Here is a 23,626-nt window from a genome sequence, read left to right as displayed (position 1 = left end):
TCCTAGGCCACGGCGGGCTCGGGTTGCGGAAGGCCGGCGAGCATCGCTTCGGCGAACATCTCCGCCGTGCGCGCCGCGGCGGCGGTCATGATGTCGAGGTTGCCGGCGTACTTGGGCAGATAGTCGCCCAGACCTTCGACCTCCAGGTAGATCGACACGCGGTTGCCGTCGAACACCGGCCCGTTCACGAGCTTGTAGCCCGGCACGTACTTGCGCACCTCGGCGATCATCTCGTGCACCGAGGCCGTGATGCGGGCCTCGTCGGGTGTGCCTTCGGTGAGGCAGTGCACCGTGTCGCGCATGATCAGCGGCGGCTCCGCCGGGTTGACGATGATGATCGCCTTGCCCTTGGCCGCGCCGCCCACGCGCTCGACCGCGCCGGCCGTGGTGCGCGTGAACTCGTCGATGTTCTTGCGCGTGCCCGGGCCGACCGAGCGGCTCGACACGGTGGCCACGATCTCGCCGTAGGCCACCGGCTGCACGCGCGACACCGCCGCCACCATGGGGATGGTGGCCTGCCCGCCGCAGGTGACCATGTTGACGTTCGACGGCCGCGCGCCGCCCGCCGTCAGCAGGTTCTTCAGGTTGACCGGCGGCACGCAGAACGGGCCGATGGCCGCGGGCGTGAGGTCGATCATCAGCACGCCCAGCGCGTTGAGCTTGGCGCTGTTCTCGGCATGCACGTAGGCGCTGGTGGCGTCGAAGGCGATCTGCACGCCGTCGGCCTTCACGTGCGGCAGCAGGCCGTCCACGCCCTCGGCGGTGGTCTTCAGGCCCATCTCGCGGGCGCGCTTCAGGCCGTCGGATTCGGGGTCGATGCCCACCATCCACACGGGTTCGAGCACGGGGCTGCGCTGCAGCTTGGCGAGCAGGTCGGTGCCGATGTTGCCGGGGCCGATCAGCGCGCACTTGATCTTCGTTGTCGTCATGGGGTTTTCTCCTTCATTCAATGAAAGCGCACCGAGCAGCCGCCGAGGCCGCCGATGGAGACGCGGAAGTTGTCGCCGGCTTTCGCAGGGAACATTGCGGCGAGCGCGCCCGACAGGATCACCTCGCCCGCCTTGAGCCCGATGCCCAGCGCGCCGAGCGTGTTGGCCAGCCACGCGACCGCGTTCACCGGCGAGCCCAGCGCCGCGGCGCCCGCGCCGGTGGCGATGATTTCGCCGTTCTTCTCCAGCACCATGCCGCAGGTGGTCAGGTCGATGCGGCGCGGATCGACCGCGCTGTCGCCCAGCACGAACACGCCGCAGGAGGCGTTGTCGGCGACGGTGTCGGCGATCTTGATCTTCCAGTCGCGGATGCGCGAATCGACGATCTCGAAGCAGGGCATCACGCACTCGGTGGCGGCCAGCACGTCGGCGTTGCCGATGCCCGGGCCCATGAGGTCGCGCTTGAGCAGGAAGGCGATCTCGCCCTCGGCCTTGGGCTGGATCAGCGTGCGGCTGTCGATGCTCTCGCCCTCGCCGACGACCATGCCGTCCAGCAGGTAGCCGAAGTCGGGCTGGTACACGCCCAGCATGTTCATCACGGCGCGCGAGGTCACGCCGATCTTCTTGCCGACGACGCGCTCGCCGGCCTCGAGGCGACGCGCGATCATGCGCTGCTGGACGCCGTAGGCGTCGGCGATGGTGATGCCTTCGTGGCGGCTGGTGAGCGGGTCCACGACGCTGCGCTCGCGCAGCGCGTCGTAGAGCTCGTCGCCGAGCCGGTGGATCAGGGTGGGGTCCATGGGTCTTTTCCTTTGCTCTGTCTCGGGTGAATCAATCGGTCCGTCAGTCGGCTTCGGCAAGGAAGTCGCTGACCAGGCGGGCGAAGCGCGCGCTGTGCTCGATCTGCGTCCAGTGGCCGCAGCGGCCGAACACATGCAGCTGGCTGTTGGGAATCCACTCGCTCAGCGTGAGCGAGGTGGCGAGCGGGATCACCTGGTCCTCGCGGCCGTGGATCAGCAGCGTCTCGTGCGGCAGCGCACGAATGGCGGCCTCGGGGCTGGTCATCGCGTCGACCCAGCGCTGGCGCGGCGCCGGGAACATCGCGCCGAACGACTCCTGGAAGCCGGGGCGGATGCTGGCCTCGTAGCGCAGCTGGGCAAGTTCGTCGGTGACCAGCGTGCGGTCGAAGGCAAACACATCCATGATGCGGCGCATGTGCTCGAACGAAGGCGTGTAGCCCCAGACCGCGTCGAGCCCCGGCGTGATCGCGAACGGCACGCCGACGCTGCCCATCAGCACCAGCCGGCGCACGCGGTGCGGCGCGCGGATGGCCAGCGCCAGTGCGAGTGCGCCACCGAAGGAGTTGCCCACCACGTCAGCGCGTTCGATGTCGAGCGCGTCGAGCAGGTCGATCGCCTGTTGCACCCAGGCGTCCATCGTGTACGTCGCGCCCGGCACGCGCTCGGTGAAGCCGAAGCCCGCCATGTCGGGCGCGACGACGCGGCGCGTCTGCGCGAGCACCGGCAGCACGAGGCGCCAGTTGGCCCAGGCACTCACACCGGGGCCGGAGCCGTGGATGAAGAGCACGGGTTCGCCTTCACCCAGGTCGTGGACGTTGGTGCGGAATGCACCCGTGCGGACGCTGTTGGCGATTTCAGGATTGGAGGTCGTCATGCGCTGTCTCTCTCGGTTCAGTTCGGTGCATTGAGAACGGTGCGAAAGCCGACGTGCATCGCGCCGAGCGTCGCTTCCTGCGGCTGGCGCGACGCGGGCCGGTAGCGCACGCAGAAGTCGGGCGCGCACAGGAAAGAGCCGCCCTTGATGACCCGTGCCGCATTCGTTGTCGCAGCCGTCGTGGCGGTCCCTTCCGCATTGAGCGAGACGACCATCGGGTTCTCGACCGCCCGCACGTCGTGCTCTGCCTTGTAGAGGTCGCGCGTCCACTCCCAGGCATTGCCGACCACGTCGACCAGGCCGTAGCCGTTGGCGGCGTAGCAGCCCACGGGCGCACTGCCCTTGCGTCCATCCGTGCCCTGATCGCCGAAAGGGAACCGTCCCTGCCAGGTGTTCGCCATCGGCCGGGTGCGCGTCTCGGGGGTGTTGCCCCAGGGATAGGTCGCGCCGTCGAGCCCGCCGCGCGCCGCGTACTCCCACTGCGCCTCGGTCGGCAGCTCGCGCCCCAACCATTTCGCGTAGGCCTGCGCATCCTCGAAAGCCACCTGCACCACCGGATGGTTGCCACGACCGCGGATGTCGCTGCCCGGGCCCGCCGGATGGCGCCAGTCGGCACCCGGCATCCAGCGCCACCAGGCATAGGCGCCGCGCAGATGCTCGCCCTTGCGCGGCGGCACGAACACGGCGGCGCCGGGCGCCAGGCGGTCGGCGGCCGCGGCCGGAAAGTCGGCCGCCTCAGGTGCGCGCTCGGCGCGCGTCACGTAGCCGGTCGCCTGCACGAAGCGGGCGAACTGGGCATTCGTCACTTCGTGGCGGTCGATGGCGAACGCATCGACGCGCACCTCATGCACCGAACGCTCCTCGGGATAGCCTTCGTCCGATCCCATGCGGAAGCGCCCCCCGGCGATGGCCACCAACCCTGCGCGGTTCGGCTGCCCGCCTTGCGCGGCGGCGAAGCCGGACGGCAGGCCGCTGTACGCATCGCACAAGGCCGGCTGGGCAGCGAGCGCCGGTGCAGCGAACACCACGGCGAACAGCGCCCACGACAGGTCAGTCGGTCTCATCGACGTCCTTGTAGTAGTTGAGGCTGTTGCTGTAGCCCGGGCGCGTGGCCAGGCCCTCGAAGTCGACCACGCCGTTGTCCTTGGCATAGCGTTCGTACGCGGCCAGCAGTTCCTTGAGCTTCGCGGGCTGGCTCGCAGCCAGGTTCTTCAGCTCCGAGCGATCGGTCGACAGGTGATAGAGCTCCCACTCGCCGGTGCCCCAGGGCTTGTTGGCCGAGACGATCTTCCAGTCGCCCACGCGCATGGCGCGGCGGCCGTTCATCTCCCAGCCGCGGGTGAACTGCTCGTGCACGCGCTCGCTCTGGCCCGACAGCAGCCGCACCATCGAACGCCCCTGCATCGCGATCACCTCGCGGCCCTGGTACTGCGTGCCCGGCGGCTTTACGGCCGCGAGTTCGAGCAGCGTGGGCGCGATGTCGGTCACGTGCGCGGGTGCACGCGAGATCGCACCCTTGCGTGCATCGCGGGGCAGGCTGACGATGCTCGGCACGGCGATGCCGCCCTCGTACATGAAGGCCTTGTACATGTTGAAGGGCGTCGAGCCGACCTGCGCCCAGCCGGGGCCGTACTCGGCGAACGAACCGATGCGGCCGGTGTTCTCGTAGCTGTTGTCGCGGTGCTTCTTCGCCCAGGCGCGGGTCTGGCCTTCATCCAGCACGGTGTTGCCGTCTGCGCCGTTGTCCGACATGAAGAAGATCGCCGTGTTGTCGTACTCGCCGATGCCCTTGAGGTGATCGATGACGCGGCCGATCTCGGCGTCCATCGACTCGACCATCGCGGCATAGACCGCCATGCGCCTGGACTCGATGCGCTGCTGTCGTGCGCTCAGCTGCTTCCAGCGCGGCCAGGCCGGGTTGCCCACGTAGGGCTTCATGTCCTTGGGCACGATGCCCAGCGTCTTCATGCGCGCAAGCCGGCGTTCGCGGATCACGTCGTAGCCCACGTCGTACCGTCCCTCGTACTTGCGGATGTAGGCATCGCGCGCCTGCAGCGGCCAGTGCGGCGCCGTGAACGCGAGGTAGCCGAAGAACGGCTTGCCGTCGCCCTTGCCGCCGTCGATGTAGGAGATCAGCTTCGAGGCGAACTGCTCGCTCGAATAGAAGTCCTTCGGGATCTGGACTTCCTTGCCGTCCTCTCGGTACAGCGCCATCGGCGTCTTCTCGGCATCGAAGGTGATGATGCCGGTCTGATCGAAGTGGCTCGCGCCGCCGTTCATCATGGCGTAGGACTTCTCGAAGCCCCGGTTCGGTGGCGCGTGCTCCTCCTTCACGCCGAGATGCCACTTGCCGGCCATGTAGGTGTGGTAGCCCGCGTCCTGCAGCAGCACGGGGAACGGCAACGCGCGATCGGTGAGAAAGCCTTCGTAGCCGGGCTGGCTGCGCTGCTGTGGCGTGAGCAGTTCGGCCATGCTGCCGAAGCCCACCTGGTGGCTGTCGGCGCCCGACATCAGCATCGCGCGCGTCGGCGAGCAGAAGGGCGAGGCATAGAAGTTGGTGAGCCGCAGCCCGCGCCTGGCGAGCGCGTCGAGATTCGGCGTGGCAATCTCGCCGCCGAAGGCGCCGATGTCCGAGTAACCAAGGTCATCGGCCACGATCAGCAGGATGTTGGGACGGCGGGCACCGGCCTCGGTGCCCGCGGCCATCGCCAGGCCCGCGCCGGCGGCCAGCACCGCCGCCAGGGCCAGCCCACGCACCGCGCGCGGCGCCAGGAAGAGCTTTCTCATGCCTTTTTCCTCTTCAGAGCTTGATGCAGACGTTGCGCAATTCGGTGTAGAACTCGAGCGAATGCACGCCGCCTTCGCGCCCGATGCCCGAGGACTTGGCACCGCCGAAGGCCGTGCGCAGGTCACGCAGGAACCAGCTGTTGACCCAGCAGATGCCGACCTGCACCTGCCTGGCCACACGGTGCGCGCAGCCCAGGTTCTCGGTCCACACGGTGGTCGCCAGGCCGTAGTCGGTGGCGTTGGCCAGGGCGATGGCTTCTTCCTCGGTGTCGAAGGGCGCGATGTGGCAGCAGGGGCCGAAGATCTCCTCGCGGATCACCGAGGCCGTCTCGGGCAGGCCGGTCCAGATGGTGGGCTGCACCCAGTGGCCTTCGGCCAGCGCGCCGGCCATCTTCGGCACGCCGCCGCCGGTGACGACGGTGGCGCCTTCCTTCACAGCCTTGTCGTAGTACGACAGCACCTTCTGCTGGTGCTCGCGCGAAATGAGCGGGCCGAGACCGACACCGGCTTCTTCCGACGGGCCCGGCTTCAGCGCCTCGGCCTTGGCCTTGAGCGCGGCAACGAACTTCTCGAAGATCGGGCGCTGCACGTAGACGCGCTCGGTGCCCAGGCAGACTTGCCCGCAGTTCTCGAAGGCCGAGCGCGTGATGCCGGCCACGGCCTTGTCGAAGTCCGCGTCGGCGAACACGATGCCGGCGTTCTTGCCGCCCAGCTCGAAGGACACGGGTCGCACGCCCTTGGCGGCCGCGCCCATGATGGCCTCGCCGGTGCGGGTCTCGCCGGTGAAGGTGATGCCGTCCACACCCGGGTGTTTCGTGAGGAACTCGCCGGCCGAGTCGGGGCCGAAGCCGTGCACCACGTTGTAGACGCCGGGCGGAATGCCGACCGCGTTCATCACCTCGCCCAGCAGCGTGGCGGTGGCGGGCGTTTCCTCCGAGGGCTTCACGACCACGGTGTTGCCGCAGGCCAGCGCGGGGCCGACCTTCCAGGTCATGAGCAAGAGCGGCAGGTTCCACGGGCACACGACGCCGATCACGCCCAGCGGCGAGCGCACCGCGTAGTTGATGGCCTGCCCGCCGTCGGGCGTGGTCATCTCGAAGCTCTCGGTGGGCACGTTCTTCACGATGTCGGCGAACACCTTGAAGTTGGCCGCACCGCGCGGAATGTCGACGTGCGAGGCCAGCGCGTGCGGCTTGCCGGTGTCGGCCATCTCGGCCGCCAGGAAGTCGTCGAAGCGCCGGTTGATCTCGTCGGCCACTGCGTGCAGCAGCTCGACGCGGCGCGTGACGCTCATGCGGCCCCATTCGCCGGTGAGCGCCGCGCGTGCGGCGCGCACGGCCGCATCGACCTCGTCCTTGCCGGCTTCGTGGACCTTGCCGATGACGCGGTTGTCCACCGGCGCGCGGTTCTCGAAGGTGCGGGTGGTGGCGACGAACTCGCCGCCGATGAAGTTCATGAACTGTTTCATCGCGTGCGCTCCTTCAGGTCACCACGCTCAGGAAGTTCTCGTTGAGCTTGCGGTCGTGATAGAAGATCGCGCGCCCGAGTTCGTCGTCGGTCCACACCAGCGGCGGCTTGTCCGGGTAGTAGATGTAGCCGCCCGAGAAGACCTCGTTGCGGTTGCCGCTCGGGTCGAAGAAGTAGATGGTCTCGCCGCGCGTGATGCCGTGGCGCGTGGGGCCGATGTCCAGCGACACGCGCTTCTTGGTGATGATGTCGGCCGCCTTCAGCACCTCGCCCCAGTTGTCCAGCAGGAACGAGGCGTGGTGGAACTTGTTCTTCTCCGGGTGGCGGATGAAGGCGATGTCGTGCGGCTTGGTCGAGCAGGTGAGGAAGGCCGCGATGTGCATGCGCTCGGGGCCGGCCACCACGCTCTCGGCCAGCTCGAAGCCCAGCACCTCGGTGAACAGCTTCATGGTGCCGTCCAGGTCGTCGCCGTACAGCAGGCAGTGGTCGAAACGCGAGGGCGCCATGCCCTTGAGGTCGTCGGGGTAGACCTCGGGGTTCTCATAGGGCATGCCGTTGCCGACCTTCTCCTTTTCGGCGAAGAGTTCGATGGCGTGGCCGGTGGGCACGGTGAAGCGGAAGCGCTTGCCGGTGCGCAGGTGCTCGCCGGCTGCGATCCACTGCATGTCGGTGGCCAGGCCGCTGGCCTTCAGGTCGCCGGCGAGTTTTTCGAGCGTGGCGGGCGAGTCGACGCGAAAGCCCATGAAGTCCATGCCGGCCTCGTCGGCCTCGCGCAGCACGACGCTGTGGTGGTCATGCTCGTCCCAGGCCTTGAGGTAGATGCGGCCCTGCGCATCGCGGCCGGTTTCGATCAGGCCCAGCACGTCGCGGTAGTGCGTGAGGGCAGCCCCGAGGTCGAGCACGCGCAGTTGCACGTGGCCGGGGCGAATGACGCCAGTGAGTGCCATGAGAGTCTCCTTGTGGTTGAGTGGGAACGGGTTCAGGTGGGGGAACGGGAATCGATTGGTGGCGACGGCGGTGGCGGTGTCGATGCCGCGAGGCGCCGCTCGATGCAGCGCGCCAGCTTCTCGACGGCGCGCAGCGCCAGGTCGCTCTGCGGGTAGGCGCGGCAGGCGAGCACGTAGCCCTGGGCTTCTTCTTCGACGCTGACGTGGCAGCGGCTCATGCGCTCGCGGCGCACGGCGCCGGACTCGATGCGCACCTTGCACACGCCGCAGCCGCCGCCCCGGCAACCGACAGGGATGCCCTTGCGGCCAAGCTGTTCCATGCCGCCGAGCAAGGTCTGGTCGGCGCGGCACAGGTACTGCTCGCGGGTGTTGTCGATGGCGACCGAGAAGCGCATGGCGGGCTCCACGTCACAGCGCCTTGAACAGCGGGCTGCGCGGCGCAGCCGACGCAGCATCGGCTGCGGTGAAGAACTTCTCGGTGTAGATGTCGCGCTCGAAGAGGCGCCCCTGCATCAGCGTGGCGATGCAGGCCTCGGTCATCGGCGGCGGTCCGCACAGGTAGGCCTTGTGGCCGCGGAAGTCGTTGGCGAAGTGGGCCTTGAGCGCTTCGTGCGCGAAGCCGCGTGAACCGGTCCAGTCGGAGCCTTCTTCAGGTGCATCGGACAGCACCGGCAGGTAGGTGAAGTTCGGGTACACATCGGCCAACTGTTCGAACAGTTCGCGGAAGTACAGCTCGCCGGCATTGCGCGCGCCCTGGATCAGCGTGATCGGCAGCGTGCAGCCTTCGGCCAGCAGGTCGAGCACCATCGATTTCGGGCTCGACAGGCCCGAGCCGCCGGCCACGAAGATCATCGGCAGCCCGGCCGACTTGCGCACGAAGAAGCGGCCGTTGGGCGCGGTGAAGCGCAGGCGCTGGCCCACCTGCAGTTCGTCGTGCAGCCAGCCGGTGGCGCGGCCGTTGGGCACGCGGCGGATGTGCAGCTCGAGGAGGTCTTCGCCCGGCGCATTGGCGATCGAGAAGGCGCGCGCGCCGTCCACGCCCGGCACATGCAGCATCACGTACTGGCCGGCCTGGAACTCGGCGGCCCGGTCGGTGCGCAGCCACAGGCCGCGGATGGTGGGCGTGAGCATGCGCGCCTCGACGAGCTCGGCGTCGAAGTCTTCCAGCGGCAGGAACTGCGCGTCGGGGTCTTCGTCGATCTCGGCTTCGATGACGAGGTCGGCCTGCGCCATCGCGCAGCACGCGAGGATCTTGCCGTCGTCGCGCTCGAAGTCCATCAGCGCGAAGTTGGAGGCGTCGCCGTGGTCGCACTCGCCTTCGAGCACCTGCACCTTGCAGGTGCCGCACACGCCGTGGCCGCACGCGTGGGGCAGCCACACGCCGGCGCGCAGGCAGGCGTCGAGCACCGTCTGGCCCTCGGCCGCGGCGACGCTCTGGCCCAGCGGCTCGATCATGATCTGGAAGCTCATGGCATCGCTCCTTGCGTGTCGTAGGGCTGCGTGCTCAGCTGCGCGAGCCGCCGATGCCTTCGAGGCCCGGCGTGCGAAAGCGGATCACGGACTTGTGGCCCAGGCCGTTCTCGGCCAGCGACTTGGTCGCATCGGGCGTGAAGGGCTTGCCGGAGTCGAACCATTCGGCCTTGGACCAGTCGACCTTCTCGAAATCGGGGTGGCTGCCGTAGACGCCGGGCAGCACGTCGCTGACGAGCGCGCCGAAGGGCATGGCGCCGGGCAGCGGCAGGCACACGGGGGCGCAGAACAGCAGGTGGTCTTCCCAGCCGATGTAGAGCAGGCGGTTGCCGTGGAAGCGGTCTTCGCTGTCCATGACGGTGCCGGTGTAGCCGGGGGCGAGTGCAACAACAGACATGTCGGTCTCCTTTTTTGGGGTGAGCGCCGCCCGCGCCGTGCGTGGGGCACGGCGGGAGCGCGAGGGGTCGATGAAGGTGCTGGGGCCTGGGTGCTCAGGCCACCTTGGGCTCGGCCGCCGACAGGTCCTGCCCTGTCCAGCGTTCCCAATTGGCTTTGTCGGGCGAGGTGTTGAACTCGCCGTTGTCGGCGCCGACATTGATGTGGTAGTAGTCGAGCACCGCCGCGAGCGGGTTGAAGCCTTCCACCGTCGGGTCGGTGCCCTCGGGGAAGCAGTTGCCCTGGTAGATCTGGTGCACCGGCAGCCAGGCCTGCACGTACTTCTCGGGCTCGCCGTCGAACACGTCCTTGCAGCCGTCGGAGCAGAAGTGGTACTTCATGCCGTGGTAGCTGCTCTCGCGGTAGCAGATCTTGGTCGGGTCGTCGGGCTCGGTGAAGGCCATCGGGATCTGGCAGATCTGGCACAGCATCGGCAGCGTGTTGTTGAACCAGCGCTTTCCCTGTTTCTCCTGCTCGGCCAGCCACTCGAAGCGCGGGCGGTACAGGGTGTCGAAGGTCTCGGGGTACTTCTCGGCCAGCCAGGTCATCTCGTCGGGCTTGGGTGCCCAGACGTTGAAGTTGGCGGCATGACCGTAGTTGTTGAAGATGGCCCAGGCCTCGTGCGAGATGCGGCTCTTTTCCTTCGAGGCGACCTCGTGGTACTTGGGCATGCGGATGCCGTAGCGCGCCAGGTCCTCGAACAGCGCGCCGCCGTTCTTCTCGAAGTACATCTCCCAGGCCTCGGACCAGCTCATCACGCGCTTGGGCAGCATGTAGTCCATCATCATCGCGACCAGCGTGAGCAGGCGGTAGCCGCGCCAGAACCACTTGTCGACCCACTTCTGCACGATGGGCACGTTGTCCGGGTCCTGCTCGAGGATGAACTTCACCACCTCCAGGCCCAGCGTCATGTGGCGCGACTCGTCGCTCTGCGCCGAGAAGCCGAAGGTGACGGTGGCCATGTCGCCGTTGTAGGCGGCGCCGCTCATGAAGGGCATGAACAGCAGGTTGGTCAGCACGTACTCGAACGAGAACGAGATCGCGGTGATGAACTCGAAGGGCCCCGCGCTCATCGCGTCCTCGAAGTAGCTCTTGGGCACCGACAGATACCACACGCGGTCGTGCATGTGCTGCGGGTCGTGCAGGCCGTTGAAGTACTTGTTGAAGTGGCTGATGGTGTGGAACTGCGTCTGCGCATGGCGCAGCTCGTCGATCGACTGCATCTGGCAGGCCACGCGCGCACCCACGCCGCGCAGCGACCGCCCGGCCATCGCGTAGCCGCGGTGCGCGGCGTACTCCAGCGGCGACACGCCGGTGAGAAAGAGCTTCAGCGTGTTCAGGTAGCGCGGGTCGCTGATGTTGAACTGGCCGTTGTTCTGCTGGAACGCATCGATGATGGCGTAGAGCTTCTTCTCCTTCTCGCCCTGGAACTTCCAGTAGGCGTCCATCGTGAGGCGGAAGGGGTCTTCCCACTGGTCCCAGTCGTGGATCTTGATGCCCTCGAACTTGTCGAAGGGAAACACGTCGTCCATCGACTGGTAGGTGGTCTCCCACCCGAGGCCGCGCGTCATCATGGCGTAGCGCTCCTTCAGGCCGAGGCGCGGGGTGGGGCTGGTCTTTTGTGCTTGGGTCATGGCGTTGTCCTTCGTGGTCCTGCGTGGTCCGGGGGGTGTGCGCTCAGGCACCCCAATGGAGGGTGAATTCGTCGTCGGTCTCTTCGATGCTTCCGGACAGCGAGATCAGGCTCAGGTGCAGCTCCTGCAGGTCCCAGCGGCGGCCGACCAGGCCTTCGACGCTCTCGCGGCGGATCACGAGGCGGCCGGGCGCGTCGATCTTGACCATCGCGGGGTACTCGTTGACGGTGGCCTCGGGGTTGTCGGCCACGATGGCCTCGACGATGGCGCGCGCGGCCTCGCCGGTCTGCAGCGCAATGAAGACGGGCGGTCGGGACACTTCGGCGGTGGCAGTGGTCATGGGATGTCTCCTTGGTTCTCTGGATGCAATCGATTCGGGCGCGGGTTCAGGCGGTGGTGCCCGTGCGCACCAGCCGGGCCACGCGCGCATCGAGCGCGGTGTGCAAGGTCTTCAGCACTTCGGCACCCTGCGCGCCGAGCGCCAGCGCGGCCAATGGCGACAGCGCCTCCACGGCCTGGTTGCGCCAGCTCGCGTACCACTGGGCGAGCCGTTCGGCGTTGGCCGGCGATTCGTCGGCGGCGGTCTTCAGCGTGGCGTCGACCCAGCGCACGTTCTCGTCGAACCATTCGTTCATGAACTCGGTGAGCATCGGCAGCGCATTGCCGGTGCCCGCGGCCTGCGCGTTGACGTAGTGGCGGTAGACCAGCGGGTACAGCAGGCCGTCGAGCACGAGGTTCTGGGCCACGAGCACCTCGAACCAGTCCTTGGTGACGAAAAGGTTCTCCATCAGCCGGCGCACGCCCTGCCAGGCCGGGTGGGCAAGCCAGGCTTCCTTGCCGGCGTCGAGCGCGCGGCCCGAGTTGCCGTCGATCTGCAGGCCGACGCGCGAGAGGTACTGCGCGATGCCCAGGCGGTCCATGGCCGCGTAGATGAAGGGCTGGGTGATGGCCGTGCCGTAGCCATGGCCGCAGCAGTAGCTGTGGTTCATGTTGGCGCCCCACTCGTAGTGACGCAACGGCACCAGCACCTGCTGCAGCGACTCGCGCACGGCGGCGTCGGCCTGGGCCAGCAGCTGGCGCTTCTCGGCGAACTCGAACTGGCGGTCGGCGCCTTCCTGCTGGCGCGCGCGGGTCATGGTGTACACGCCGTAGTAGTAGTGGCGCGGGTCCTTGAAGCTGTACCAGTCGGCCATGGCGATCGCGGTGCGGCGCTTGTCGTACAGCTCGTGCTGCGGGTCCCACAGCGGCCGGTAGTGGAAGTTGGCCGTGGGCTGCATGTCCAGCGTGGCTTCCTGGTAGCGCGAGGCCGGCTTGTCGCCGAGCCGCCGCGCCACATGCGAGAAGGTCTGCCGGATCGGCCGGATGTCCGAGGTCTTGATGTCGACTTGCACGGGATGTCTCCTTGGTTATCGCGGGAAAAGAATGCGGGTCGGTCAGTGGTCGATGCCGGGCGCGCCGAAGCGCCACTTCATGCGCTCGAAGTCGAGCCGGGCGCCCTCTTCGGTGGTGAGGTGGCGCACTTCGTGGCGCGCGCAGAACTCGCGGAACTGGTCGAACAGCAACGTCAGCTCCACGGCCAGCTCGGGGTCGCCGATGGCGAACTCGAACTCCACGAAACGGGCGTCGCGCGTGCCGGTGACGCGCACGAAACACGGTTGTCCGGTCATCTGTCCGGCGCTGCCGCTGCGGGGGCCTGGCTGTATCGAGGGCATCACTTGTTCAATCCATCAACAGGTGGACGGCACCAGCGCCGCCCGGCCTGATAAGGGCAACGGGCGTGCCAGCGTGGCTAAGTGATTGATTTGCAAAGGCCCGCTGCGCCTGCGGGCCCGCAGCACCGGGAAGTCCCGGATGCTGTTTTGATCATTTGCTGCGGTGCAGCTTGATCAAATGGTGAAAAACAGAAAAGACACCGACGCCGCTCAGGACGTCGGCAGGCCTTCCTTCTTGAGGCGGTAGGCCAGCTGTGGGCGCGTGATGCCCAGCAGGCGCGCCGCCTGCGACAGGTTGCCCTTGGCGCGCTGCATCGCCGTCTGCATGAGGCGCTGCTCCAGCGAGGCGATGTCGATGTTCTGCGCCAGCACGCGCTGGCACAGCGCGTCGAGTTCATCTGCGTCGGCACCCGAGGCGGGCGCGGCGGCAGCGCCGACCTTGCCGCTGGCATCGACCTGGTTGTCCAGCGGCGCGCCGGGCGGCTGCATCCACAGGTGGCAGGCCTCGATGTCGCCGTGGTCGGGCGCCAGCAGCACGGCGCGCTCGATCACGTTCTCCAGCTCGCGGATGTTGCCGGGCCAGGCGTGCTTCTGCACGTCGCGCGCGGCCTTGTCGGTCAGGCCGCGCAGCTTCTTGCCGTAGAGCGCGCTGTACTTTTCGAGGAAGCGCGCCACCAGCGCTGGAATGTCGGCGGTGCGCTCGCGCAGCGGCGGAATCTGGATCGGGAAGGTGTTGAGCCGGTAGAACAGGTCGGTGCGGAATTTGCCCGCCTGCATGGCCTGCTGCAGGTTGACGTTGGTGGCGGCGACGATGCGCACGTCGACCTTCAGCGGCTGCTCGGCGCCCAGTCGTTCGACCTCGCCGGTCTGCAGCACGCGCAGCAGCTTGACCTGCGCGGCCAGCGGCAGGTCGCCCACTTCGTCGAGGAACAGCGTGCCGCCGTGGGCGCGCTCGAAGCGGCCGGCGCGCGCATGGTGAGCGCCGGTGTAGGCGCCCTTTTCCACGCCGAACAGCTCGGCTTCGATCAGCTCGGCCGGGATCGCCGCGCAGTTGACGGCGATGAAGGGCTGCTTGGCGCGCGGCCCGTTGTCGTGCAGCCAGCGCGCGAACACTTCCTTGCCGACGCCGGTCTCGCCGAGCAGCAGCACGGTGATGGCGCTGTCGACGGCGCTGCGCATCAGCTCGAACGCGGCGCGAAAGCCCGGCGACACGCCCACCAGCTTCTGGTCGTACTCGCGGCGCGGCTGCAGGCGGCGCAGGTGCTGCAGGCCGAGATTGAAATCGATGAGCTTCTCGGCCACGTGGTGCTGGCGGAAGTAGTCGAGGTAGTGCTCGTCGTTCCACATCTCGGCCGGCTGGCCCACGATGCGGCAGCGGCTGTCGCCCATGCTGGTGCATTCCAGCTCCTTGAACACCACGAGCCGACCCATGAAGGCGGTGGTGTAGCCCGAGGCGTAGCCGATCTGCGACCAGCACTGCGGGTCTTCGCCGTAGCCGAAGTCGCTCACGTGCGATTCGCACTCCCAGGAGTTCTCCCAGAGGAACTCGCCGTAGAAATGCTTCGTCTCCAGGTCGAGGTCGACGTGCACCTTCTGCACGGACACGATGCCCTCGATGGAATGCAGGCGCGGCCCGAGCATGAAGGCGTCGTCGATGCGCATGCCGGCGCGGCGCTCGCGCACCGCCACTTCGCCGTCGCGCAGGCCCGAGGCAAACCCCATGCGCACCAGCAGCCCGCGGGCGCGCTCGATGCCCAGGGAATCGAGCAGTTCCTTGCGCAACTCGGCCAGGGCGCGGGCGTGCATGAGCAGCATGCGCTGCTCGTCCAGCCAGATGTGGCCCGAGCCGGCGCTGAAGCGCAGGAGAGAGAGAAGTTCTCCCACAGTGTCTGTCCCCTTTGGTTTTCAAAATCCGTTCCGTTTGCATTCTCCTGCAAGGACGAACGGCAGGGCGGTTCGATCCACGGATCACGGGGTACACACCCGCGCCGAAGACCGGGTCCGAAAAATAATGTGGACGCCGTCCATTTTCTTTGATATCTTTTGTGGACGGCGTACACAAGACGTCGGCAAAGACCCGATCCACCCTTCATCGACACAGGAAAGACACCATGGCCACCCAGCAGATCTTCGTGAACCTCCCCGTCAAGAACCTCGACAAGAGCAAGGCGTTCTTCGCCGCACTGGGCTACACCTTCAACCCGCAGTTCACCGACGCCAACGCCGCCTGCATGGTCATCCACGAAGGCAGCATCCACGCGATGCTGCTGATGGAAGACTTCTTCAAGACCTTCACGACCAAGAGCATCACCGACACCCGCACGAGCACCGAGGTGCTGCTGTGCCTGTCGTGCGAGAGCCGCGCCGAGGTCGACGACCTGGTCGCCAAGGCCGTGGCCGCCGGCGGCACCACGCCCAGCGAGCCGAAGGACTACGGCTTCATGTACGGTCACGGCTTCCAGGACCTCGACGGCCACCTGTGGGAGCTGGTCTACATGGACCCGAACGCCGAAATGCCCAAGCAGTGAACGCGGGGCCGGACGATGCCCATCGTTCCATATGCGCTCTTCATCGTTGCGCGGAAGGCACCTACCGGAAGACGGCGGCGCCCCGATATGCCTGGTTCAGGCACGGCCCGCATGGCGGCCGTGCCCACCCCACCCAGGAGTACCGACATGTCCGACAGCAACGACAACAGCAGCGCCAGCAGCCCGTCCCCCATCGTCCAGGTCCAGCCGCTCGGCTTCCCGTGGCAGACGCTGGATCCGTTCCTGTTCTGCGTCTACCACGACGACGCCTACCCGAAGGGCAATGGCCGCATGGGCCCCGAGGCCTCGCTGGCCGGCCGCCAGATCGGCCAGGACTTCAGCCGCAAGGACGGCTGGAGCATGTACCACGGCGAGACGGTGCCGGGCTTTCCTTCGCACCCGCACCGCGGCTTCGAGACCGTGACCATCGTGCGCAAGGGCCTGGTCGACCATTCCGACTCGCTGGGCGCCACCGCGCGCTTCGGCGGCGGCGATGTGCAGTGGCTCACGGCGGGCAAGGGCATCGTGCATTCGGAGATGTTCCCGCTGCTCGACGCCGGCGCGCCGAACCCGCTGGAGTTGTTCCAGATCTGGCTCAACCTGCCGGCCAAGAACAAGATGGCCGAGCCGCACTTCACGATGTTCTGGTCGGAGGCCATTCCGCGCTTCGCCTCGGACGACGCGCAGGGCGGCCGCACCGAGGTCGCGGTGATCGCCGGGCGCTTCGGCGGCAATGACGCGCAGGCACAGACAGCCATCGACCCGCTCGCGCCGCCCCCCGATTCGTGGGCCGCGCAGGCCGGTGCCGACCTCGCGATCTGGACGCTGCGCATGACGCCCGGCGCGCGCTGGACGCTGCCGCCCGCCACGGGCGAGGGCACGCGGCGCATGCTGTACTTCTTCAAGGGCGCCACCGCGCAGGTGGCGGGCCGACGCGTGGAAGGGCCGGCGGCCATCGAGCTGCGCGCCGACGCGGCGGTCGAGCTGGTCAACGGCCCCGAGGGCGAGGGCGAATTCCTGCTGCTGCAGGGCCGCCCGATCGCCGAGCCGGTGGCGCAGTACGGCCCCTTCGTGATGAACACCCAGGCCGAGATCGCCCAGACGATGGCCGACTACCGCCGCACCCAGTTCGGCGGCTGGCCCTGGACCGACCCGGCGCCGGTGCACGGCGCCGATGCCGCGCGCTTTGCGCGGCACCCGGACGGGCGCAAGGAAGTGCCGGGGGCCTGATCTGCCTCCGAGGCGGCGCGGCGCTCAGTAGCCGCGCAGCACCTCGACGCTCAGCGCGGTCATGCTGGGAATGAACTCGATCACCTCGGTGCGCGCGACGCCCCCTTGCACGAAGGGATCGCGCGCCAGCACCGCCTCGAGCCCCTCGCGGTCGCCCGAGCGCGCGAGGATCACGCCGCCCTTGCGCGGCACCTGGCGGCCCGAGGCCACGAACAGGCCGCTGGCGTAGTGCTTCTTGAGCCAGGTGACATGCGCATCCATCAGAGCGTCGAGTTCCTCGAGCGGGCGGATGTAGGTCAGGGTCACGATGAACATGGCAAGGCAGGTCGGTGCGGAAGAAGACCCGATCCTATGACCTCGGCGCGACAGTGGCGGGGCGAGTGTGTGTCTCGCCGGTAACTCTCGCATGCGGGCTGTGCATGCGGCACCCGACACGGCGCCTTGTCGCCCACCGGACCCGCGCGGTGGTACGCGATCCCGTAGATTCGGTCGTTCCACACCTTCTTCCACGTCACTTCACCGGAGACCCTGTTCCATGATCCAAGTCGTTGCCGTCATCACCGCCAAGCCCGGCCAGCGCGCCCGTCTGCTCGAAGCCTTCGCCGCCAACCGCGCCGCCGTGCTGGCCGAGGACGGCTGCATCGAATACGGAGCCACGGTCGACGCGCAGGGCATTCCGCCGTCGAAGGCCAGCTTCGGTCCCGACACCTTCGTGGTCATCGAGAAATGGGCGTCGCTGCCCGCCCTGATGGCCCACGGGGCGGCCCCCCACATGGCCGCCTTCAGCGCCCAGACCAAGGAATTCACCGAGAGCAAGCGCATCCACATCCTCGAGCCGATCTGAGTCTGCCGCGCCGCCGCCGCCTTCGCGCGCGGCGCGATGCCTGCTACCCTCGCGCCGGGGAGAAGAAGACATCTCGGACGAGGGGGACTCACGACATGGCGATCGTCTTCAGACCGCAGGGTCTGCGCTGGCGCACTTGCACTTGCGCGCTCCTGCTGGCCGCACTGGCCACCGGCTGCGCGCAACTCGGCGCACCACCCTATGCCGCCGATTACGAGGCGCTCGACCGCCTCGAAGCGCGCAACCCCGGCAAGGTCGCGGTGGCCAAGGTGCAGCCGACCGACCCCAACGACAAGATCAACACCCTGGGCCTGCGCCGCGCGAAGCTGGTGTCGCCCAGCGGCAGCTTCGCCCAGTACCTCGAAGACGCGCTGGTGCGCGACCTGGGCGAGATCTCGGTCTACGACCCCAAGGCTCCGACCCGCATCGCGGCGCGCATCCTCGTGAACGAACTCGACCTGGGCGTGGTCAACGGCACCGGCCGCATGGATGTCGAAGTCACCGTCACACGCAACGCCGCGCAGACGCTGCGCAAGACCTACCGCGGCGAGATCGCCTTCGACTCCAGCTACGCCAACATCGTGGCCGTGCCCGCCGGGCAGGCCGCGTACCCGCGACTGGTGCGGGCGCTGCTGCGGCAGGTGTATGGCGATCCGCAGTTCGTCGCGGCCATTGCACCGTCGGCACCGTAGAACAGGAGAAGCCCCATGTCGTTTCTTCTTTCTTCCCCGATGCCCCGGCTGGCCGCAGCGCTGGCCACCGCCGTGCTGCTGGCCGGGTGCTCCCACCCGATCACGATGATCACCGAGACCGCCCCGCCGCGGTCGACCGCCCACCTCATCCCGAAGAAGGTGGCCTACGTGATGACCGACGCGCAGCGCGACCTGCAGGTCACCACCGCCGGCGGCAGCGGCGACCGCGTGAGCTACTACCCCTACCGCGACCTGGAAAAGTCGATCCGCGACGCGCTGCGCGCGGTCTACCGCAACGTCGTCGTCCTGCGTACCGCCGGCGACGCCAAGGCCAACGAGGCGGCAGGCGTGTCGCTGGTGTTCACGCCGCAGATCAAGACCGATTCGAGCTCGTCCTCATGGATCACCTGGCCCCCCACCGCGTTCACGGCCGAGGTGGCGTGCGTGGTCACGGACACGGCGGGCGCCGAGGTCACGCGCGTGCGCGCGGTCGGCAACGGCACGGCGGAATTCGGCGAGTTCAACGGCGACTACGGCCTGGCCGCCCGGCGCGCAGCCACGCGGATGACGGCGCAACTCAGCAGCGAGATCCGACGCAACGAGAAGCTGCGCTGAGCCTCACTCTCAAGCGCGGACGTCAGTCCAGACGCTGGTTGATCACGCGCCCCACGAAGTTTTCCAGCGACACCCGGATCGCCTTTTCAGTGGCCTTCCCAAGGGCCTCTGCACCCACAGGGCACTGGCCATCGACCGACTCCTGTCCAAAACCACGCACCGTGGTCGTTGCGAGTTCCCGGCCGTCGGCGGAGACCGCTGTGGTCTTGATGGAAATCTCCACGCTCGCATCCGCGGTGGGTACGAAGAAGCCCGGTTGGAACCGCAAGCGCGGGTTGAAGTCGTCGAGAGCGAAGGTGTAGAGCACGCCGTCATTACCCGCTTCCGAGGCTGTCGAAATCGCCGCCACAGACGAGTGTGCCGCCGAGACGGTGCGCACGATGGACGTCTTGACGGCAGCGCCCAGCGCCACCGGGAAGCTGTGTGCGCCGCAGATGTGGCCCGGCTTGACGATTTTCTCGAGTGTTGCCAGATCGCCCGACACAGCGACGTACGCCTTGCTCGACTGGACCCGGTCACGGCGGACCTCGTAAGCCGCCGACGTGCTCCCGACTTCCGCCCGGTGAGCGCATCCCACGATCAACAGGGCACCCAAGCAGATGCCAACCAGTCTTGCAATCACATGCTTCTCCTCGTAATGAATTGTTATTTGATTCTAGGAGGGGCAAGCATCCGCTTCGCAGGGCAATAAAAAACGCGCCCGAGGGCGCGTTTGTCTTGTTGAAGCGGCGAAGTCTTACTTCGACACGACCTTCACCATTTCGAGGCACTTGTTCGAGTAGCCCCATTCGTTGTCGTACCAGCTCACGAGCTTCACGAAGGTGCCGTCCAGTGCAATGCCGGCTTCGGCGTCGAAGATCGAGGTGCGCGGGTCGCCGCGGAAGTCGGTGGCGACGACCTTGTCTTCGGTGTAGCCCAGCACGCCCTTCAGCGCGCCTTCGCTCTGTGCCTTCATTTCGGCGCAGATCTCGGCATACGTGACGTCCTTGACGAGCTCGACGGTCAGGTCGACCACCGACACGTCGGAGGTCGGCACGCGGAAGCTCATGCCGGTGAGCTTCTTGTTCAGCTCGGGGATCACCACGCCCACGGCCTTGGCAGCGCCGGTGCTCGAGGGAATGATGTTTTCCAGGATGCCGCGGCCACCGCGCCAATCCTTGTTGCTCGGGCCGTCGACGGTCTTCTGCGTGGCGGTGGCAGCGTGCACGGTGGTCATCAGGCCGCGCTTGATGCCCCACTTGTCGTTCAGCACCTTGGCCAGCGGGGCCAGGCAGTTGGTGGTGCAGCTGGCGTTGCTGATGATGGCTTCGCCGGCGTACTTCTTGTCGTTCACGCCGTAGACGAACATGGGCGTGTCGTCCTTCGACGGTGCCGACAGGATCACCTTCTTGGCGCCCGCGTCGATGTGCTTCTGAGCCGTTTCCTTCGTGAGGAACAGACCCGTCGATTCGAGCACGATGTCGGCGCCGACTTCGTTCCACTTCAGTTGCGCGGGATCGCGCTCCTGCGTCAGGCGGATCTTCTTGCCGTTGACGATCAGCGTGTTGCCTTCGACCGTGACTTCACCCTTGAAGCGGCCATGCACCGAGTCGTACTGGAGCATGTAGGCCAGGTATTCCGGCTCGAGCAGGTCGTTGATGGCAACGATTTCGATGTCGTTCTTGAAGTTCTGCACGGCTGCGCGCAGCACGTTGCGACCGATGCGGCCGAAGCCGTTGATACCGAGTTTGATAGCCATCTGACTTGCTCCTAAAGGTTGAGAAACTAAGAATTCGGGAACACCGCGGAACCGGCTTTGCCGGGCCGCTGGTGTTGCCCCCGGTAGGGGGTTGGCGCAGCGACACGAAGTGCGCGAAGACTGGGGGTGAGCCTATTGAAGTGCGGCTTCCACGGTGGCGGCGACGTTCTCCGCCGTGAAACCGAAGTGCTTGAACAGCGCGGGCGCGGGGGCCGACTCGCCGTAGCTGTCGATGCCCACCACAGCGGCGCAGCCGTACTTCCACCAGCCGTCGGTGCAGCCCATTTCGACCGCGACGCGCGGGATCTTCTTGGGCAGCACGGCCTTCTTGTAGGCCAGGTCCTGGCGGTCGAAGGTGGTGGTCGAGGGCATCGACACCACGCGCACGGCGATCTTCTTCTCGGCCAGCAGCTTCTGGGCGGCCAGCGCGAGCGGCACTTCGGAGCCGGTGGCGATGATGACGGCCGCGGTCTTCTTGTTCTTGAGGCCGACGTTCTCGGGCTCGGACAGCACGTAGGCGCCGCGGCTGATGTCGCCCAGCTCGCTCTTGGGCGCATAGGCAATGTTCTGGCGGCTGAGCAGCAGCGCCGTGGGGCGCGACTGGTTCTGCAGCGCCACGGCCCAGGCCACGGCGGTTTCGGCCGTGTCGCCCGGACGCCAGACGTCCAGATTCGGAATGAGGCGCAGCGAGGCGGCGTGTTCGATCGACTGGTGCGTCGGGCCGTCTTCGCCCAGGCCGATGGAGTCGTGCGTGAACACGTGCACCACGCGGCGCTTCATGAGCGCGGCCATGCGGATGGCGTTGCGGCTGTAGTCGCTGAAGGTCAGGAAGGTGCCGCCGTAGGGGATGTAGCCGCCGTGCAGCGCCACGCCGTTCATGATGGCGGCCATGCCGAACTCGCGCACACCGTAGTTGATGTGGCGGCCGATGGTGCCGTGCGGTGCCTCGACGGGCGCCGGTGCGGCCTCGTCTTCGGCGCCCGGCGTGGCTTCCACGGCCGGCACGTTCATGACCACGGCGCCGGTCTTGGCGTCGAAGCGCAGTGCGGCGGTGCTCTTGGTGTTGGTGAGGTTGGAGCCCGTGAGGTCGGCGCTGCCGCCGAGCATTTCGGGCAGTGCGGCCGTGAAGGCCTCGAGCGCGAGCTGGCTGGCCTTGCGGCTGGCCACGGTTTCACCCTTGGTGTGGGCGGCAACCACGGTGTCGAAGGCGACCTGGTGGAAGTCCTTGGGCAGCTCGCCCTTCATGCGGCGCGTGAACTCGGCGGCGAGCTCGGGGTACGCGGCGGCGTAGGCGGCGAAGGCGTCGTTCCAGGCGGCTTCGGTCTTGGCGCCTTCGGCCTTGTGGTCCCAGTCGGCATACACCTCGGCCGGGATCTCGAAGGCCGGGTAGGGCCAGCCGATGGCTTCGCGGGTGAGCTTGATTTCTTCGGCGCCCAGCGCCTCGCCGTGCGCCTTGGCGGTGCCGGCGCGGTTCGGGCTGCCCTTGCCGATGGTGGTCTTGCAGACGATCAGCGTGGGCTTGGAGGCTTCCTTCTTGGCCTTGGCGATGGCCTTCGCCACTTCCTTGGCGTCGTTGCCGTCGACCGGGCCGATGACGTTCCAGCCGTAGGACTTGAAGCGCTCTTCGGTGTTGTCGATGAACCAGGGCTTGACCTGGCCGTCGATGCTGATGCCGTTGTCGTCGTACAGCGCGATCAGCTTGTTCAGGTGCCAGGCGCCGGCCAGTGCGCAGGCTTCGTGGCTGATGCCTTCCATCATGCAACCGTCGCCCAGGAAGGCGTAGGTGTGGTGGTCGACGATGTCGTGGCCCTTGCGGTTGAACTCGGCGGCCAGCAGCTTCTCGGCCAGCGCGAAGCCCACGGCATTGGTGATGCCCTGGCCCAGCGGGCCGGTGGTGGTCTCGACGCCGGGGGTGACGTCGACTTCGGGGTGGCCGGCGGTCTTGCTGTGCAGCTGGCGGAAGTTCTTGAGTTCGGCCAGGGGCAGGTCGTAGCCCGTGAGGTGCAGCACCGCGTAGATGAGCATCGAGGCGTGGCCGTTGGACAGCACGAAGCGGTCGCGGTCGAACCAGTGCGGGTTGGCGGGGTTGTAGCGCAGGTGCTCGCCCCACAGGGCGACGGCCATGTCGGCCATGCCCATCGGTGCGCCCGGATGTCCGGAATTGGCTTGTTGAACGGCATCCATTGCCAGCGCGCGGATCGCATTCGCCATTTGTTGAGTGTTGGCCATCAGGGCGCTCCGAAAAAGGAGGGTGTTTGTCAGGGGAAGCCCGATATTTTAAGCGGCAGGCCGTTTTGTGCCGTATCGCGGGGCAATGCACTACAGTGCAGCCCATGGTCAAACCTCTGTCCAGCCTGCATTTCCGGAGTTTTCAGCGCATGCCTTCCGCCCTTTTTTCCGCGCCTTCGACGGCGGTTCCGTCGCCTGCCGCAGGCCTGTTTCAGCCGCCCGCGATGCTGCTGGCCGCGGGGCGCGGCGAGCGCATGCGGCCGTTGACCGACCACTGCCCCAAGCCGCTGCTGGCGGTGCAGGGCCGGTCGCTGCTGCAGTGGCATCTGCAGGCCCTGGCCCAGGCCGGCGTGCCGCGCGCGGTGATCAATACCGGCTGGCTCGGCGCGCAGATTCCCCAGCGCCTTGGCAGTGTTTTCGCCGGCGCGGGCGCGGCGCTGCCGCTGATCTACTCCGATGAGGACCCGTCGGGCCAGGGTTCGGCGCTCGAGACGGCGGGTGGCATTGCGCGTGCGCTGCCGCAGCTGGGCGCCGTGTTCTGGCTCGCGGCCGGCGATGTGTTCGCCCCCGACTTCACGTTCGATGCCGCGGCGGCGGCCGCTTTCGCGGCCAGCGACCAGTTGGCCCACCTGTGGCTGGTGGCCAATCCCGAGCACCATCCGCAAGGCGACTTCGGCCTGTCGGAGCAGGGCCTG

The 23,626-nt window shown here is 67.4% G+C and carries 25 protein-coding genes; 6 read left to right on the top strand and 19 right to left on the bottom strand.

What is annotated here, in order from left to right:
- Positions 1-2: 2 nt before the first annotated feature.
- The 15 genes from D3H34_RS20585 to D3H34_RS20515 all read right to left on the bottom strand — a co-directional run bounded on the left by D3H34_RS20585 (position 3) and on the right by D3H34_RS20515 (position 14,939).
- Entirely contained in the window at positions 3-929 is a 927-nt protein-coding gene (locus D3H34_RS20585; protein ID WP_119556107.1) for an acetaldehyde dehydrogenase (acetylating), read from the bottom strand.
- Positions 930-946: 17 nt separating this feature from the next.
- On the bottom strand, positions 947-1,729 hold the full coding sequence (gene dmpE / locus D3H34_RS20580) for a 2-oxopent-4-enoate hydratase (protein ID WP_119556106.1): 783 nt from the start codon (positions 1,727-1,729) through the stop codon (positions 947-949).
- A 43-nt stretch (positions 1,730-1,772) separates the two neighbouring features.
- Positions 1,773-2,603: an alpha/beta fold hydrolase gene (locus D3H34_RS20575; RefSeq protein ID WP_119556105.1), complete on the bottom strand. Its 831-nt coding sequence runs from the start codon at positions 2,601-2,603 to the stop codon at positions 1,773-1,775.
- Positions 2,604-2,620: 17 nt separating this feature from the next.
- Positions 2,621-3,667, bottom strand: coding sequence for a formylglycine-generating enzyme family protein (locus tag D3H34_RS20570; RefSeq protein WP_119556104.1), 1,047 nt, complete (start codon positions 3,665-3,667; stop codon positions 2,621-2,623).
- Positions 3,654-5,390: an arylsulfatase gene (locus D3H34_RS20565; protein ID WP_119556103.1), complete on the bottom strand. Its 1,737-nt coding sequence runs from the start codon at positions 5,388-5,390 to the stop codon at positions 3,654-3,656. The genes D3H34_RS20570 and D3H34_RS20565 overlap by 14 nt, the downstream gene beginning before the upstream one ends.
- Positions 5,391-5,403: 13 nt before the next feature.
- A complete protein-coding gene (locus D3H34_RS20560) occupies positions 5,404-6,858 on the bottom strand; it encodes a 2-hydroxymuconic semialdehyde dehydrogenase (protein WP_119556102.1) in 1,455 nt (484 codons plus the stop codon).
- A gap of 13 nt (positions 6,859-6,871) precedes the next feature.
- Positions 6,872-7,804 carry a catechol 2,3-dioxygenase gene (locus tag D3H34_RS20555; protein ID WP_119556101.1) on the bottom strand — a complete coding sequence of 311 codons (933 nt, stop codon included), beginning with the start codon at positions 7,802-7,804 and terminating at the stop codon, positions 6,872-6,874.
- A gap of 32 nt (positions 7,805-7,836) precedes the next feature.
- Positions 7,837-8,199: a 2Fe-2S iron-sulfur cluster binding domain-containing protein gene (locus tag D3H34_RS20550; RefSeq protein WP_119556167.1), complete on the bottom strand. Its 363-nt coding sequence runs from the start codon at positions 8,197-8,199 to the stop codon at positions 7,837-7,839.
- A 13-nt stretch (positions 8,200-8,212) separates the two neighbouring features.
- The gene (locus D3H34_RS20545) at positions 8,213-9,274 is read right to left on the bottom strand and encodes an NADH:ubiquinone reductase (Na(+)-transporting) subunit F (RefSeq protein WP_119556100.1); all 1,062 of its coding nucleotides are present in this window, start codon (positions 9,272-9,274) and stop codon (positions 8,213-8,215) included.
- A 34-nt stretch (positions 9,275-9,308) separates the two neighbouring features.
- A complete protein-coding gene (locus D3H34_RS20540) occupies positions 9,309-9,671 on the bottom strand; it encodes a phenol hydroxylase subunit P4 (protein ID WP_119556099.1) in 363 nt (120 codons plus the stop codon).
- A 94-nt stretch (positions 9,672-9,765) separates the two neighbouring features.
- Complete coding sequence (locus D3H34_RS20535; protein WP_119556098.1) at positions 9,766-11,343, bottom strand: aromatic/alkene/methane monooxygenase hydroxylase/oxygenase subunit alpha; 1,578 nt, start codon at positions 11,341-11,343, stop codon at positions 9,766-9,768.
- A 43-nt stretch (positions 11,344-11,386) separates the two neighbouring features.
- Positions 11,387-11,683, bottom strand: coding sequence for an MmoB/DmpM family protein (locus D3H34_RS20530; RefSeq protein WP_119556097.1), 297 nt, complete (start codon positions 11,681-11,683; stop codon positions 11,387-11,389).
- A 46-nt stretch (positions 11,684-11,729) separates the two neighbouring features.
- The gene (locus tag D3H34_RS20525; protein ID WP_119556096.1) at positions 11,730-12,734 is read right to left on the bottom strand and encodes an aromatic/alkene monooxygenase hydroxylase subunit beta; all 1,005 of its coding nucleotides are present in this window, start codon (positions 12,732-12,734) and stop codon (positions 11,730-11,732) included.
- 42 nt (positions 12,735-12,776) lie between these two features.
- Positions 12,777-13,010, bottom strand: a complete 234-nt coding sequence (locus D3H34_RS20520; protein WP_119556095.1) for a phenol hydroxylase subunit — start codon at positions 13,008-13,010, stop codon at positions 12,777-12,779.
- A gap of 255 nt (positions 13,011-13,265) precedes the next feature.
- Positions 13,266-14,939, bottom strand: coding sequence for a sigma-54-dependent Fis family transcriptional regulator (locus tag D3H34_RS20515; protein ID WP_119556094.1), 1,674 nt, complete (start codon positions 14,937-14,939; stop codon positions 13,266-13,268).
- Between the two features lie 227 nt (positions 14,940-15,166).
- Here D3H34_RS20515 and D3H34_RS20510 point away from each other — a divergent pair, with 227 nt between their 5' ends.
- Together D3H34_RS20510 and D3H34_RS20505 are read left to right on the top strand one after the other, a co-directional pair.
- Positions 15,167-15,583 carry a VOC family protein gene (locus D3H34_RS20510; protein ID WP_119556093.1) on the top strand — a complete coding sequence of 139 codons (417 nt, stop codon included), beginning with the start codon at positions 15,167-15,169 and terminating at the stop codon, positions 15,581-15,583.
- Between the two features lie 147 nt (positions 15,584-15,730).
- Positions 15,731-16,813 carry a pirin family protein gene (locus tag D3H34_RS20505; protein ID WP_167481244.1) on the top strand — a complete coding sequence of 361 codons (1,083 nt, stop codon included), beginning with the start codon at positions 15,731-15,733 and terminating at the stop codon, positions 16,811-16,813.
- A gap of 24 nt (positions 16,814-16,837) precedes the next feature.
- Here the strand turns inward: D3H34_RS20505 and D3H34_RS20500 are convergent, their stop codons facing one another.
- Positions 16,838-17,128 (bottom strand): YciI family protein, encoded by a 291-nt coding sequence (locus tag D3H34_RS20500; RefSeq protein WP_119556091.1) that lies wholly within the window; start codon positions 17,126-17,128, stop codon positions 16,838-16,840.
- A gap of 220 nt (positions 17,129-17,348) precedes the next feature.
- Between D3H34_RS20500 and D3H34_RS20495 the strand changes: the two genes are divergently transcribed.
- The 3 genes from D3H34_RS20495 to D3H34_RS20485 all read left to right on the top strand — a co-directional run bounded on the left by D3H34_RS20495 (position 17,349) and on the right by D3H34_RS20485 (position 18,964).
- Positions 17,349-17,657 carry a putative quinol monooxygenase gene (locus tag D3H34_RS20495; RefSeq protein WP_119556090.1) on the top strand — a complete coding sequence of 103 codons (309 nt, stop codon included), beginning with the start codon at positions 17,349-17,351 and terminating at the stop codon, positions 17,655-17,657.
- Positions 17,658-17,752: 95 nt separating this feature from the next.
- Positions 17,753-18,349, top strand: a complete 597-nt coding sequence (locus tag D3H34_RS20490; RefSeq protein WP_119556089.1) for a hypothetical protein — start codon at positions 17,753-17,755, stop codon at positions 18,347-18,349.
- A gap of 15 nt (positions 18,350-18,364) precedes the next feature.
- On the top strand, positions 18,365-18,964 hold the full coding sequence (locus D3H34_RS20485; protein WP_119556088.1) for a hypothetical protein: 600 nt from the start codon (positions 18,365-18,367) through the stop codon (positions 18,962-18,964).
- A gap of 22 nt (positions 18,965-18,986) precedes the next feature.
- Here D3H34_RS20485 and D3H34_RS20480 read toward each other — a convergent pair whose 3' ends face one another.
- From D3H34_RS20480 to D3H34_RS20470, 3 genes are all read right to left on the bottom strand, one after another.
- Positions 18,987-19,586: a hypothetical protein gene (locus D3H34_RS20480; protein WP_119556087.1), complete on the bottom strand. Its 600-nt coding sequence runs from the start codon at positions 19,584-19,586 to the stop codon at positions 18,987-18,989.
- 114 nt (positions 19,587-19,700) lie between these two features.
- Positions 19,701-20,702 carry a type I glyceraldehyde-3-phosphate dehydrogenase gene (gap, locus tag D3H34_RS20475; protein WP_119556086.1) on the bottom strand — a complete coding sequence of 334 codons (1,002 nt, stop codon included), beginning with the start codon at positions 20,700-20,702 and terminating at the stop codon, positions 19,701-19,703.
- Positions 20,703-20,834: 132 nt separating this feature from the next.
- A complete protein-coding gene (locus D3H34_RS20470; protein WP_119556085.1) occupies positions 20,835-22,931 on the bottom strand; it encodes a transketolase family protein in 2,097 nt (698 codons plus the stop codon).
- 149 nt (positions 22,932-23,080) lie between these two features.
- On the opposite strand from D3H34_RS20470, the gene D3H34_RS20465 reads away from it, so the two are divergent.
- Positions 23,081-23,626 (top strand): NTP transferase domain-containing protein (locus D3H34_RS20465; protein WP_119556084.1); only part of this gene is annotated, 546 nt, incomplete at its 3' end.

Source organism: Acidovorax cavernicola (genome assembly GCF_003581445.1).
Note: the sequence above shows the minus strand (reverse complement) of the source record. Positions and strands in the feature narration are given on the sequence as shown.